The 14,575-nt window shown below is 67.2% G+C and carries 10 protein-coding genes; 7 read left to right on the top strand and 3 right to left on the bottom strand.

Annotated features, from left to right (window positions below; all coding sequences use genetic code 11):
- Window positions 1-4: 4 nt before the first annotated feature.
- Window positions 5-6,337, top strand: coding sequence for an RHS repeat domain-containing protein (locus IW245_RS19710; protein WP_197004645.1), 6,333 nt, complete (start codon window positions 5-7; stop codon window positions 6,335-6,337).
- Between the two features lie 531 nt (window positions 6,338-6,868).
- The gene (locus tag IW245_RS19705; RefSeq protein WP_197004644.1) at window positions 6,869-7,324 is read left to right on the top strand and encodes a hypothetical protein; all 456 of its coding nucleotides are present in this window, start codon (window positions 6,869-6,871) and stop codon (window positions 7,322-7,324) included.
- Window positions 7,325-7,723: 399 nt separating this feature from the next.
- Here IW245_RS19705 and IW245_RS19700 read toward each other — a convergent pair whose 3' ends face one another.
- Both IW245_RS19700 and IW245_RS19695 read right to left on the bottom strand, forming a co-directional pair.
- A complete protein-coding gene (locus IW245_RS19700) occupies window positions 7,724-8,995 on the bottom strand; it encodes a helix-turn-helix domain-containing protein (RefSeq protein WP_197004643.1) in 1,272 nt (423 codons plus the stop codon).
- A 166-nt stretch (window positions 8,996-9,161) separates the two neighbouring features.
- Complete coding sequence (locus IW245_RS19695) at window positions 9,162-9,383, bottom strand: hypothetical protein (RefSeq protein ID WP_197004642.1); 222 nt, start codon at window positions 9,381-9,383, stop codon at window positions 9,162-9,164.
- A gap of 132 nt (window positions 9,384-9,515) precedes the next feature.
- Here IW245_RS19695 and IW245_RS19690 point away from each other — a divergent pair, with 132 nt between their 5' ends.
- The 3 genes from IW245_RS19690 to IW245_RS19680 all read left to right on the top strand — a co-directional run bounded on the left by IW245_RS19690 (window position 9,516) and on the right by IW245_RS19680 (window position 11,090).
- Window positions 9,516-10,001, top strand: coding sequence for a hypothetical protein (locus IW245_RS19690; protein WP_197004641.1), 486 nt, complete (start codon window positions 9,516-9,518; stop codon window positions 9,999-10,001).
- Window positions 10,002-10,175: 174 nt separating this feature from the next.
- Window positions 10,176-10,541, top strand: coding sequence for a hypothetical protein (locus IW245_RS19685; protein ID WP_197004640.1), 366 nt, complete (start codon window positions 10,176-10,178; stop codon window positions 10,539-10,541).
- A 93-nt stretch (window positions 10,542-10,634) separates the two neighbouring features.
- Window positions 10,635-11,090, top strand: a complete 456-nt coding sequence (locus IW245_RS19680; RefSeq protein ID WP_197004639.1) for a peroxiredoxin — start codon at window positions 10,635-10,637, stop codon at window positions 11,088-11,090.
- A gap of 21 nt (window positions 11,091-11,111) precedes the next feature.
- On the opposite strand, the gene IW245_RS19675 is transcribed toward IW245_RS19680, so the two are convergent.
- Window positions 11,112-11,549: a DoxX family protein gene (locus IW245_RS19675; protein ID WP_197004638.1), complete on the bottom strand. Its 438-nt coding sequence runs from the start codon at window positions 11,547-11,549 to the stop codon at window positions 11,112-11,114.
- A 187-nt stretch (window positions 11,550-11,736) separates the two neighbouring features.
- On the opposite strand from IW245_RS19675, the gene IW245_RS19670 reads away from it, so the two are divergent.
- Window positions 11,737-13,764: a S9 family peptidase gene (locus tag IW245_RS19670; RefSeq protein WP_197004637.1), complete on the top strand. Its 2,028-nt coding sequence runs from the start codon at window positions 11,737-11,739 to the stop codon at window positions 13,762-13,764.
- Between the two features lie 84 nt (window positions 13,765-13,848).
- Window positions 13,849-14,574: an AfsR/SARP family transcriptional regulator gene (locus IW245_RS42270; RefSeq protein ID WP_197004636.1), complete on the top strand. Its 726-nt coding sequence runs from the start codon at window positions 13,849-13,851 to the stop codon at window positions 14,572-14,574.
- Window position 14,575 lies beyond the last annotated feature (1 nt).

Below are 14,575 nucleotides of genomic sequence, written 5' to 3'. Positions count from 1 at the left end.
CGGCGTGCCGGCGCTGGCCGCTCCGGGCACCGGTGTCGGTGACCTGAACGAGCCGTTGGCGTCGGTCACGTCGGTGCCGGTGCAGCCTCCGCAGTTCGGTACGCCGATGACGTACGCGACGGCGAAGCCCGTGGTGTCGTGGCCTGCGCCGGCTTCGGCGGTGGTCGCCCTCGGTGGTGCGTCGACGTCGTTGCGCGCGGCCGGGCCTGTGGCGGGGTTGGTGAAGGCCGGTGGGTTGCCGGTGCGGCTCGGGTCGGCGTCGTCGGTGTCGGCGTACGCGGCTCCTGCTGATGATGAGAAGGGTTTGCGGTCTCTGGCGTCGACGGTGCCGGCGCACGTGAAGGTCGAGATCGTGGACCGGACCAGCGTGGTCAAGGCGGTGTCGAGTGGTACCGGGTTGCGGGTGACCCGTGCCGATGGTGGCACGACGTCGGGCCGGGTTCGGGTCGAAGTGGACTATTCCGGCTTTTCTGAGGCGTTCGGCGGGAACTACGGTTCCCGTCTGGTGTTGGTGCAGTTGCCGGCGTGTGTGTTGAGCACGCCGGACCGCAAGGAGTGTCAGACCCAGACCCCGGTGTTGACGTCGGTGAACAACGCGGCGTCGAAGACGGTGTCGGCGGATGTGGACGCGGTCCCGGTCGATGTCGCCGAGCCTCAGGCCCGTTCGTTGTCGGCTTCGGCGGGCGTGGCGTCGGTCTCGGCTCCGGTGTACGCGCTGGCGTCTTCTGGTGGCGGCCCGGCGGGGGACTTCAAGAAGACGTCGTTGTCGGAGTCGGGGTCGTGGACGTCCGGGGACTCAGGGGGTGGTTTCTCCTATTCGTACCCGTTGAAGACGCCGAAGGCGCCCGCGGGTCCGCAGCCGAACCTGAGCCTGTCGTACTCGTCGGCGGCGATCGACGGCATGACCAACGCGACGTCGGGGCAGGGTTCTCCGGTCGGGGCGGGTTGGGACCTGGGCACCGGGTTCGTGGAGCGCACGTTTGTGTCGTGCGCTGACGAGGGCACCATGACCGGTGACCTGTGCATGGGCGGCCAGTACTACTCGATGTCGCTCGGGGGCAAGGCCGGCGCGCTCGTCCAGGACGACACCTCGCACGTGTGGCACATGGACGGCCAGGCGGGTTGGAAGGTCGAGAACGTCGCGGACTACACGGGTTCGATGGTCAATGGTGGTCAGTGGAAGGTGACCACGGCTGACGGCACGCAGTACTTCTTCGGGCATCGGGTGCGTTATGCCGGTGATGCGGGGACGCATTCGGAGCAGTCGGTGCCGGTGGTGGCCAACCAGCCTTTGGAGACGTGTTACAACGGCACGGATATCAAGGTGTCGACGTGTTGGCAGAACTACCGGTGGAACCTCGACTACGTGGTCGACACCGCCGGGAACTCGATGACGTATTTCTACACGCAGGAGTCGCAGAAGTACGGCATCTGGAACAACTACACCACGGCGACGTATCACCGGGGTGCGGTGCTGCACCACATCGAGTACGGCACCCGCGCCGGGCACGAGGGTGACGGCCCGGCCCCGTACCGGGTGGACTTCGGCACCACGTGGCGGTGTGCCAAGGCTCCGTGTGCCGCCAACGACCAGCCGAACTTCCCCGACGTGCCGTGGGACCAGTACTGCGACGTCGCGATGTCCTCGTGCGCGACGGTGCAGTCGCCGACGTTCTGGGTGCTCAACAAGATCGTGTCGATGACCGCCAAGGTCTATGACCCGGGCAGCAGCACGTACAAGGACCTGGACTTCTACGACTTCCCCTCCGGCTTTCCGACGGTGTCTGATGGCACGTCGCCGTCGTTGTGGTTGGAGTCGGTCACCCACACCGGATACGCCGACGGCAACGCCCTGACCACCCCGACGGTGAACTTCTTCGGCACGCAGAAGAACAACCGCGCCGACTACAACGTGTCCACGGGTTCGCTGCCGATGGTGCACTACCGGGTCGACCGGATCTGGTCGGAGACCGGGGCGATGACCACGGTCACGTACTCCGGTGAGGACTGCGCCGCAGGCCAGCCGATGCCTGACCCGGACTGGAACACCAGACGGTGCTTCCCGCAGTACTGGAAACCCCAAGGTTCACCGGCCGGCTGGGCGTGGTGGCAGAAATACGTCGCCACCCAGGTCACCGTGACCGACTCCACCGGCGGCACCCCGACCGAGACATGGACGTACGGCTACAGCAACGACAACTCCGCCAGCGGGAGCAACCCCGTCGTGCTGTGGGGCCACAACAACGCTTTCCTGACCCCCCTGGCCAACCGCACCTGGTCCGATTGGCGGGGCTACTCGCAGGTCGTGACCACGCACGGCGTGGCCGGCCAGCAGCCGCAGACTAGCGTGCGCCGGTACTACCGGGGCATGAACGGGGACCGCACCGACGCCGGCTGGGGCACCCGGACCATGACCGTGTGGAACTCCGAGGGCACGGTCAACACCGACTGGGAGAACCTACGCGGCCAGGTCTGGGAGGACTACTCCTTCGACAACGGCACCGCCGACCACTTCGTCATCCACGACCTGTGGGGCTCGCTGCTGTCCACCCAGAACACGGGCCAGACATACCGGTACGCCTCCTCCATCCAGAACGGCTCCACCCGCAACCGCACCCACATCCAACGTGACAACACATGGCGGGTGACCAGCTCCGACACCCAGTACGACGCCGAACTGTTCCCGTCGAAGGTCATCGACCGCGGCGACAACGCGACCACCACCGACGACGTGTGCTCCACCACGACGTACAACCGCAACCTCACCAACTGGATCATGTCCACCGTCTCGCAGGCCGAAACCTACGCCTGCCCCGGCGGCACCATCCCAGGCGGAGCACAGCCACTCAGCGGAGCCCAGACCTACTACGACGGAGCCCCCGACACCTCACAGGGCCTGACCACGGCCCCGACGATCGCACTCCCGACCCGGACGAAGGTCCTGGACAACGCCGCGGCGAAGACCTACACCACGACGGGCACCGTCCAGTACGACACCCTCGGCCGCCCCGTGTCCGCCGCCGACGCCCTCGGCCGGACCACCACCACCGCCTACACCCCGACCGGAATCGGCGCACCCACCCAACTCGCCGTGACCACACCGCCGCCGTCTGGCACCGGGGCCGGCTTCACGGCGACCACGACGATCCACCCGATCACCGGCCAGCCCGTGAAGGTGATCGACGCCAACGGCAAGAAGACCGAGGTCACCTACGACCCACTGGGCCGACTCATCTCAGTCTGGTCACCCGGCCGGGACAAGGCCACGGCCACCCCCAACGTCACCTACAGCTACTCGTACTCGAAGACGACATCGCCGGTCATCAAGACCTCGGTTCTGGGGCCGAACGACACCAACGGCGTCATCGACTCCTACGAGATCCTCGACTCCCGGTTCCGCCCGAGGCAGACCCAGGAGATCACCCAGTACGGCGTGCGGCACATCACCGACACGGTCTACGACATGGCCGGCCGGGTGGTGAAGACGTCGTCCTTCAAGGCCGACGGCGCGCCGTCGGGGACGTTGGCGGGGTTCGCCGACACCGCCGTGCAGTCGCAGCACCGCTTCGTCTACGACGACTCCGGTCGAGTGGTCGCGGATGAACTGTGGGGAGCCGGAAACAAGTTCTCCCAGGTCGCGACGGCCTACGACGGCGACAGCGTCACCACGACCCCGCCGACCGGCGGCACCGCGTCCACGGCATACAGCGACGGTCGCGGCCGGACGACCACGCTGCGTCAGTTCCTGGGGTCTGCCCCGTCCGGCTCTTTCCAGGACACCACATACGGGTACGACCTCCTGAGCCGCCAGACCTCGTCCAGCACGGCCGGAAGCACCTGGACGACGGCGTACAACATCCGTGGTCAGGTCGAATCCAAGACGGACCCGGACACGGGCCTGACGAAGATGACCTACACTGCGGTGGGTCAGGTGGAGACCACCGAGGACGCGGAGTCACGCAAGCTGCTGTTCAAGTATGACGACCTGGATCGCAAGACCGAGGTGCACAGGAAAGACGACCAGAACAACCCGATCCTCGCCTCCTGGACGTACGACACCCTCGCCAAGGGCCAGCTCACGTCCTCGACCCGCTTCGACGCGTTGGGTGAGTTCAAGACGGCAGTGACCGGCTACGACGACGGCTACCGGCCGCTGGGTTCCTCGGTGACCATCCCGAAGTCGACAGGGGTCATCGACACTCTGGGTAATAAGACGTACACGACGTCCATGACCTACATGCCCAACGGCGCCCCGAGGACAGTGGTGTACCCGGCCGCCGGCGGCATGGCGGCGGAGACGGTGAACTTCGGCTACAACACGGCGGGCCAGCAGATCTCGATCAGCGGCCTGGAGAACTACCTGTCGGGGATCACCTACTACTTCGACGGCGGTGTCTTCCAAACGATCATGGGCTCGGGTACCAAGCGGGTGCGGGTCACCACCGCCCGTCAGGACGTGACCCAACGGCTCCTGGTGGCGCAGGTCTCCACCGAACTACACCCGGGTGCCCAGGACCCGTTCGACGTGCAGTACACCGAGAACTACTCCTACGACGTGGCCGGCAACGTCCTGGGCATCAACGACGCCACACCCGGCGGGGCGGCCTTCAACCAGTGCTTCGGCTACGACGGCCTCCGCCGCATGACGGAGTCCTGGACCACCTCGGCAGCCGCCTGCCAGTCGACCCCGACCTCCGGCGTGATCGGCGGCACGGACCCGTACTGGACGACCTACGGCTTCGACACCGCCGGCAACCGGAGCACGGAACTCAAGCACGCCGCACCGGGTGGTGGGCTGTCCACGGACACGCTGCGCACCTATTACACGCCGGGTGCCGGCCAGCCGAAGACGCACAGCCTGACGAAGGTCGACACCAAGGTCGGCCCTGCGGCCACCACGACGACGGACACGTTCGCCTACGACAACACCGGCAACACGACCCTGCACAACGGGGCCCACTACACGTGGAACGAACTCGGCAAACTGTCGAAGCTGGCCATCGACAGCGGCCCGACAACCGACTACGTCTACGACGCCGACGGCAACCGGATCCTCCGCAAGGACTCCACCGGCGTCACGATCTACGCGGGGTCCACGGAACTGCACGCCAACACGCCGACTTCCACCCCGACGGCGGTGCGCACCTACCCGGGCGCGGTGCGCAGCTCTGACACGGAGGTGTCGTGGATCGTCGCCGACCACCACGGCACGAGCCAGACCAGTATCAAGTCCACGGACTTGACCGTCACCCGCCGCCGCACAGACCCCTTCGGTGGCCCCCGAGGCACGGCGGTCAACTGGCCCACCCAGCGAGGCTTCGTCGACGGAGTCAACGACCCGGACACCAAACTCGTCCACATCGGCGCCCGCGACTACGACCCAAGCACGGGCCGCTTCATGTCGGTCGACCCGCAGTTCGACGGCGCGGATCCGCAGAGCTGGAACGGCTATACCTACGCCAACAACGCGCCGGCGACAAGCAGTGACCCCAGCGGTTTGGGTATGACTACTGGCGACGGAGAGGACAACAGCAGTCCTGCCGCCCGCGCGAGAGCCGGCCAGGCAACAAGCGGAAGCGACCCGCAGAACAACGTCAATAGGCGCGACTCGTCCTCGGATCGCTGTTACGAAGATCCTCAAGCATGCCCTGGTCATCCCAGGAAGGGGCGGGTGAAGGACTATCCGGATTCCGTGTGTGACACGGCACATGGGACGGTTCCCTGTGTGGGTGATGACAACAGATACTCCGACGATCTCTCTGGCATGGGTATTTATGCGGATTCCATCCTTGCTGCCGCAGCGGAGGCGGGAATCGACCCACTCCTACTTTTTGCAATCTTGCTCAATGAAAGCTGCGACTTAAAGTGTGTAACGTATGCCGATGGTGCATGGCGGGCGTTCAGTACATTTAAGACTTGGTGGTGGACAGGGACGGGAATTTGGTCCAAAGAAGCGGGGCCTTCAATTGGGGTTGGTCAGATGAAAGAGGGTACGTTCGAAAAGACTCGCGCGGCTCACTATCAACTGGCTGATGTTGCCTGGTCGGATCTGGACAGCGATGACGACTTGGCGATCCGGGCCACTGCATTTAGACTGAAGGATCTGGATCGACTGTTGCCGAATGGGTTTGAAGGGTTCACCGAACCGGGTGGAGTGAATTATTCTCGGGACAAATTAGTCGCGTACGGCTATAATGCTGGGGACGAATATATGGTGCAAAAAGCTTCAGGCACGGGCGGGCCGCTTGAGTACACCCACTACATCGAGATGTATAGTGGAAATCGCGCAAGGGCCGATCAATTGTTCTGTCGTTCGGGGTATTTCGCATGCGGCTGAAGACCACTACTGTAGGTGCGCTCGTTGGTCTAACGGCAATCGTCGTCGTCTGTGGCGTACTTTTCGTTGTCGGCGGTTTTTTTCACGACCTGCTTCCGGATGACGAACATTCTATTTCCGCTGAGAGTGTCAAGTCCGTGAAGATAAATGGGTTTGAGGCAACTGGCCAAGATGGTGAGGGTACCAAGTATTTTATTGGGCCGCAGAGTGCGGATGTGGTCGGTGAGCTAGAGGGGCCAGGATTTGTTGAGGATGACTCACGTAAGGCGCGGGGCGAGGATTCGGTTTTCCTATGGGTGGGGGGTGGGACTATGAAAGGCTCTACAGGGCGTACTTGTGGAGTTTACGTCAAACAACTTCGGCCGGGAAAGCTGCCCTTGTCGTATCACCGAGCCTCGCCAGATCAGGCGGCGGAAGTTCGCAATGGATCCAAGGTGCTAATTGAGGTGTCCTTGACTTGTGAGTAGCGCCTGGGTTTTGAAAGGAGCTGCTGAGGAGGACCACCGGAGAGCTGCGCCCATTTTAGTCATTGTGGGCACGCTGCTTGTGGGTCTTGCTTCCGGATGTGGTGGAGGAGCGGATCCGAATGCGCTCCAGGGAAGTCGAACGGGCGTGTCCCTCGCCCAGGCGTTGGAACGCTTCGGCGTCAAGGATGAGCAGTGCGCCGGTACACAGGTGAGGTTCTTCCTTGGTGATGACCTGTCCGACTCGATCTATTTGGAGATGAGGTTTGCCTCGGAATGCAAGGCTGCTACCCTGCGAAATCTTGGCGTAGAAGACTCCACCAAAACTTTCACCATGCCTGGTGACGCCTTGCCGTTTGATGCGGACAGAGTGAAGAGCAAATTCGATTGGAAATCCCGGACAACGAAGAAGTATATGACTTACGCAGCAGACACGGGGAAGGCTCAAATGGATATCGTGATCGGTGAGGACGGCCTAGCGGCTTATGCCTACGGAATTCTTCATGGCAACGAACCTGGCTGACAATGGCTCTTCATGTGGGCCGCACTCACGTTGACACACCTCGAACCCGAGCCGCTACGGTGACGTCTCCGAATCACTCGAGCGCTGACCGGCATCGAGCCAGTTCAGTACGCACCAGACCATCACGCCAGGCTGACCCAAATCCGCCCCCCTATCGGCGGGCGGCACGTCTGCGGTACCCAGGACCAGGAGCAATTTCCGTTGACCGAGTTGTGAGAAGCAACCGGCGGTTGCGGCACTACCGTCGCACGATGCCTGCTGGACCGTCGGCTTGTGACGAAGGTGATGTGCAGTCAGTTGTCCGCCGAGGGTGCGCGGGGGCCTTCGGGTTGAGTCGGGGAAGGCGCGGTCACCTTGGCCATGCTAGTCAGGTGCAGCGGTGACCAGTAAGGTTCCCGCCTACGACGTCGTCCGGACCCCCACCCGGTTCGCGACTCCGTCCGCCAGAAGCACGCACCGCGCCGATCCCGTCGCCAACGCCACCGACGAGGCGGTCCGCGCGAACGACACCGCAGCCTCCACCTCCCCGGCCGCGTACGCACTCTCCGCCTGATACGTCAGAAACACCGCCCGCGTCCGCGCCCGCCCCGGATCCAGCAGCCGCAACCCCACCTCGATCTCCGCCACAGCCCGCGCGGGCCGTCCCAGATCCAACCAGCACCGTCCGGCGTCAGCAGCCAGGTCGGCGGGCGACATCCACGTCACCCATCCAGGAGTCGTCTCCGGATGAACCCGCTCCAACTCCCGCTCGGCGGAGGACAGCGCCAGCCCGCACCCGACCGAGTCCCGCAACACGGCGAGGGCACGGGCCCGCCGTACGTCCAGCAGCGCCCGCGCCGCCGGCGACCGCGTCCGACTCCGTGCCCACCCGAGAATCTCCACCGCGTGCTTCGGCTGATCGAGCCACGTCGCCTGGTACGCGAGATCCGCGAGCACCCCGGCCCCCAGATCACGGTTCCCGGCGAGGTGGCTGGCGTGCAGCGCCGCCTGCCAGAGCCGTTGCGCCCCACCGTGCCGGGACTGGTCGAACCGCCCCCACCCGGCGCACTGCGCGAGGGTGGCCACGGTCGAACACAGCCTCCGCCCCACCTCCTCGGAGAAGCGCGCCTGGTCGAGGAGCCGGATCGTGGTGCTCAGATGCGCGTCGACCAGTTCGGCCACCAGCGGCTCCGACGTCGCGGACAGCGCCCGCAGTTCGGACGTCCGCGCCTCCAACCACGCCACCAGCTCCGGATCCACGGCCCGGCCGTCGAGCGCTCCGGCCAGCCTGCCTGGCTCGCTCAGAGCCCAGTCCCGGGCCATGCCGGCGAGCGCGCCGCCGCCGAGGACGAGGAACGCCCTACGGTCCATCCTGGCCACGACCACCTCCTGCACCGCAGCCCGGCTGCCCGGGACCGTGAACGGGTGCGGCTCGACGTGGGCCGGCAACCAGTGCGGCCAGCCGAGCGCCTCCACCTGCCCGGGCGGGACGTCCAGGATCGTCGCGAGCAGGCGTTGGGACCCGGGGCTCGGGTGGGTCCGTCCCGTCTCCCATCGCCAGATCCGGTTGCGGTCCACTCCGGACCGCTGCTGCTCCCGGCGGGCCGCGTGGCGTACCAGTCGGGCGAGGTCCGCCATTGACCAGCCGTTTTCCTGGCGCACATGCGTCAACGGGTGCGTCGCGAGATCCATGGTGAAACCACCCCTGTCGGGCACTGCGGACAACTGTGCTGCACGCCCACCGTAGTCGGCAACCGTATCGGCGGAATCAGGCACACAACGAACACACTCGGGTCCACTCCCGCCCGGGGTCGCGGCGCGGAAGGGTGCTGGCATGGAGGTACCCGATGATGACGTTTCAGGTCTTGATGGTGGCCGTGACCGGGACTTTTCCGGAACCGGTGACGAGGATGGCCGTGTTCGACACCCGCACCCAGGCGCTCGCGACGGCCAAGGTCTGGGCGGCGTGCCAGGCGGTGCGGGACGGGAGGATGAGGGTGAAGGTGCTCGCCCGGTCCGCCTGAGCCCCGAGGTCGAGCGGGAACTGACCGAGATCGCCAGGGAGGAGCAGGTGCTGCACGTGCCCGACGGGGTTGACCGGTGCGTGGTGTGCGCGCGGGCCTGGCCCTGCGGGCTCCGGCGGTGGGCCGACGGGTGGCTGAGTGGAGAACGCGTACCACGAAGCCGATAGATTCATCTGTGGCTTTTGAATTTGGAGTTGTTTGCATTGACGTACTCGCGAGCCATCATCCTTGTCGCTTTCCTGCTTCTATTCGGTTTCACTGCGCTCGTTGGCTGGTGGATCTTCCTTGCGCCAACCGATTCGACTCCGGAAGCGGCATACATACGCGGTGTGAGTGTCGACGGCTATGCCAAGGTGTATGAGGGCACTCAGAAGGGAGAGCGGTCCGCAGTGTTCCTGGGTCCGCCTGCTGGCGATCCCAAGGCACTTGTGCATGGCCCAGGGCTGACGCTGAAGGCTGGTTCACAAGTTTCGGTGAGTCACTTTATGGAAGGTCTCGCAGATGGCCGGGTTGTAGGAAAAGACGGCAAATCCTGTGGTGTCTGCCTCTATGGAGTGAAGCAGGGAATGACTCCAATCGGGACCTGGAATCTGACTGACAAGCAGTCCGTCGATGTCCGCACCGGTCGGCTCGCGGCACTTGAAGTGACCGTTGTCTGCGAAGGGCGGACCTGACGGTACGTAGCACCGACTTGGCAAGACTCGGTGCCCCTGGCCCCCGTCCCGCCCGGCGGACGGTCCCGGACGGATCCGGACGGCGGAGAACTGTTTCCCGCCACGTCCCGGTGGTGCGATGTCTGTGGGTGGCGTTCGCCACGGAATCGTATGACGACAACGGGATGGGTACCGATGAACCTCATGCTCAAGAAGGCCGCAGTTACGGGCGCGGTGGCGCTGATGTCCTCGATCGGCGTCGCGGCGGTGTCCGGCTCCCCGGCCATGGCCTCCGACCCGGGGGCGAACTGCAACATCTCCGCGTCAGGTTCGCCGGGATGGACCACCTTTACTCTGCACGTGGCGAGCGACACCTGCGCGTGGAGAGTCCGGCCGTACGCACTGTGCAATGACAACACGACGTGGAAGTTCGGCGACACGCTGACCGCCGCCGGCGCCAGCCAGACCAAAAGTTGCCCCATCTGGGGTCTCAACGACTGGGGCTACGACTTCTGGTCCGGCGATGCTCCGTCGGTCTACCACCACGTCTCGATGAAGTAGCCGTGGAAAATGCTGCCGTCACCTCAGGCGGAGTGGCGGCAGCACCCGGGCCAGGGCTGGGCGATCTTGGTTACCGCGCGGTAGGGTCGCGGGATGAAGACCGGAGACCTCGCGCCAGAGTTCGCGCTCGACGACCAGCACGGCGTCCGCCGCACGTTGTCCGACCTGCTCCAGGACGGCCCGGTCGTCCTCTTCTTCTACCCGGCCGCCATGACGGCCGGCTGCACGGCGGAGAGCTGCCACTTCCGTGACCTCGCGACCGAGTTCGGAGAGCTGGGGGCCCAGCGGGTCGGGATCAGCCCGGACACGGTGAGCAAGCAGAAGGAGTTCGCCGACAAGCACACCTTCGACTATCCGCTGCTGTCGGACGTGGGCGGCCTGGTGGCGGCGGCCTACGGGGTGAAGCGCAACATCTCGATCCTGCCGGTCAAGCGGCAGACGTTCGTGATCGGCAAGGACGGTCGGATCATCGAGACCATCAAGAGTGAGGTCCGGATGAACGTGCACGCGGACCGGGCGCTCGAGGCGTTGCGGGCCTCGGGGCGATAGAGCCCGGCCTGTCGCGTCAGCTCATGCGGTCTCGACCCGGGCGGGGGCCGTCCGGGTGCGGGCCCTGCTGATCAGCGCGTCCACGGACAGCGGTCCGGGGCCGAGCACGACGATCAGGAGGAAGGACCAGCAGAACAGGGCGGACAGTTCGCCGCCGTTCTGAAGCGGGTGCAGGGCGATCTGCTGGTGCACGACGAAGTAGGCGTACGCCATGGAGCCCGAGCAGATCAGGGCCGAGATCCGGGTACCGAGGCCGAGCAGCACCAGGATGCCCCCGGCGAGCTGGATGACCGCCGCGTACCAGCCGGGCCACGTTCCGAAGGGGACGGTGCCGCCCTTGCCCATGGCCCCGCCGAACACTCCGAGGAGTGTGGAGGCGCCGTGGCTGGCGAAGAGGAGTCCGACCACCACGCGGTACAGACTGTGGACAGTTCCCTGTAGTTTGGCTTGTGAGTCCATATCGTCATGCTTGTCGGGGCATCAAGGTCAAGTCAACGAATATGGCCCACAAGTAATGAGGGTCGCCTTAAGTCGGGCGCGTTCGGCGGTGATCGCGCCGAGGATCAGCAGGTCGACGAGGACGCCGAACGCCGCGGGACATCCCGGGGGATGGTCTCCGCTGGTAGCGTGTGATGTACTACTCCGCATGCTCGACGCCTTCCTCGACGCCTCCGCGCGCACCGGCCGGTTCACCCACGGCGCACCCCGGGCAGTCACGATCTCCGCCGACGGGTCCCGCCTCCTCCTGCTGCGTTCCACCGGGCCCACCGACCCGGTCGAGCGACTGTGGACGGTCGACACCGCGACCGGGGCCGAGCGCCTCCTCGCCGACCCCCTGGAGCTGTTCGGCCGGCCGGTCACGTACGACGACCTGCCGCGGGCCGAACGTGAGCTGCGCGAACGCGTCCGGCTGCACGCGCCGGGGATCGGCTCGTACGCCGCCACCGGTGACCACGCGGTGGTCGCCTTCGTGCTCGGCGGCCGGCTGTTCCGGGTCGCCGACGGGCGGGCGGAGGAGGTGCCGGTCGCGGGGCCGGCCTTCGACCCCCGGCCGCACGGCGGGCGGATCGCGTACGTGGCCGGCGACGCCGTGCACGTCACCGGGATCGGCCGGGTCACCCCCGACGACGGCGCGGTCTGGGGCCGGGCGGAGTTCAACGCCGCCGAGGAGCTGGGCCGCACCCGCGGGCACTGGTGGGGCCCCGACGGGGACAGCCTGCTCGTCACCCGGGTCGACGACTCGGCCCTCGTCCGCCGGTATCTCGGGGACCCGGCGCGGCCCGAGGTCGCCCCGGTGGCGCAGGCGTACCCGAGGGCCGGCGGGCCCAACGCCGACGTCGAGTTGCATGTCGTCAGGCTCAACGGGCTGAGCACGCCGGTGGGCTGGGACCGGGAGACGTACCCGTATCTGACCGGTGTCGACGGGCTCGTGATCACCGTGTACGACCGGCTCCAGCAGCACAGCCTGCTGCTCGCCGTCGACCCGGTGACCGGCGCGACCACCGAGCTGGCGGCGTTCGCCGACGAGCACTGGCTGGAGTGCGTGCCCGGCACGCCGTGCGTCCTGGACGACGGGCGGATCCTGTCCACGGTCGAGGAGGACACCCGGTCCCTCGCCGTGGACGGCGCGGTGATCACCCCGCCGGACCTGTACGTCCGCCGGCTCGTCGGGAACCACGGCGGCGGGCTGCTCGTGGAGGCCTGCGACGGCGACCCGGCCGAGCAGCACCTGTTCGTCGTGCACCTCGACGGCCGGCTCGACCGGCTGACCCACGGAGCGGGTACCCACAGCGCCGTCTCCGGCGGCGGCGTCCTCGTCACGACCAGCGCGACCCTCGACGGCGTCACCCGCACGGTGACCGGCGCCCTGTCGGCGGAGCCCGGCCACCCGCTCACCGACCTGTCCGGGCCGCTGCCGCACCTCGGCCGCCCGGTGTTCGCCCGGGTCACCGAACACGGCCTGCCCACCGCCGTCGTCTACCCGCGCGGCCACGTCGCCGGCCGCCAGCTCCCCGTCCTCCTCGACGTGTACGGCGGCCCCGGCTACCAGGCCATCACCCACAACCCGAGGGTGTGGACCACCAAGCAATGGTGGGCCGACCAGGGCTTCCTCGTCGTCACCGTCGACAACCGGGGCACCCCGAACGTGTCCCCGGACTTCACCAGGGCCATGTTCCGCCGGTTCTCCCAGGTCGCCCTCGACGACCAGGTCGCGGCCCTCGGCACGCTCGCCGACCGGCACCCGGACCTCGACCTCAGCCGGGTCGGGGTGCGCGGCTGGTCGTTCGGCGGCTACCTCGCGGCGTTGGCGGTGCTGCGCCGGCCCGACGTGTTCCACGCCGCCTCGGCCGGGGCGCCGCCGACGGACTTCCGCGACTACGACACGGCGTACACGGAAAGGTATCTGGGTCTGCCCGCCGACAATCCCGACGGGTACGCCGCCGACGCGCTGATCGCCGACGCCCCCGGCCTGCGCCGGCCGCTGCTGCTGATCCACGGGCTGGCCGACGACAACGTGCACCCGCTGCACTCGCTGCGGTTGTCGGAGGCGCTGACGGCGCACGGCCGGCCGCACGCGATGGTCGCGGTGCCGGGGGTGAGTCACATGACCCCGGAGGGGGTCGGCGAGCGGTTGGCGGCGATCGAACTCGACTTCCTCCGCGCGAACCTGTAGCAGCCGGACGGACGGGTACCGCGGGGAGAAAAGGTGGGGGTCCGCCCCCATGCGCGGGACGGCCCGCCCGGCCACGCTGGTGGGGTGCCGGTCTTTCGTGTCCTCGGTCCCGTGGCGGTCTCCCGGGGCGGCGGTGATCCTGCCGGGATCCTCGTCGCCCAACAGCGCGCGCTCCTCGCCGCGCTGCTGCTCCGCCCCGACGAGTGGGTGGCCGCCGACCGCCTCGTCGACGTCCTGTGGCCGGCGCACGCGCCCCGGTCCCCGGCGCGCCGGCTGTCCGGGCACGTGTTCCGGCTGCGCGCGCTGCTCACGGCGCTGACGGGCGAGCCGCGGGTCGAGAGCCAGCCCGGCGGGTACCGGCTGCGGCTGCACCCCGGGCAGCTCGACCTGCACGTCTTCGAGGACCTGGCCGAACGGGGCCGGCGCGCGTACATCGCCGGGGATCCCGACCTGGCGGCGCTGCTGCTCACGGAGGCGCTCGCGGTGTGGCGGGCCGAGCCGTACGCCGACGTGCCCGCCGAACTGGTCGCGCACGCCGCGCGGGGGCTGCGCGAACGCCGGCTCATGGTGCACGAGCACCTCGTCGAGGCGGAGCTCGCCCGGGGGCGGGCCGAGGCGGTGGTGCCCCTGGTGCGGGGGCTGCTCGCGGACACCCCGCGCAGCGAACGGCTGTGGACCCAGTTGATCACCGCGTACGGGCGGCTGGAGCGGCGGGCGGACGCGTTGGCGGCGTACCAGCAGGCGTTGCTGGTGTTGCGGGAGCTGGGGCCGCAGGTGCGGGCGGCGCACCGGTTGGTGCAGGGGGCGTAGC

This window comes from Longispora fulva (assembly GCF_015751905.1).
In the GTDB taxonomy this organism is placed as follows: Bacteria; Actinomycetota; Actinomycetes; order Mycobacteriales; family Micromonosporaceae; genus Longispora; species Longispora fulva.
This window is presented reverse-complemented; position numbering and strand designations above follow the sequence as displayed.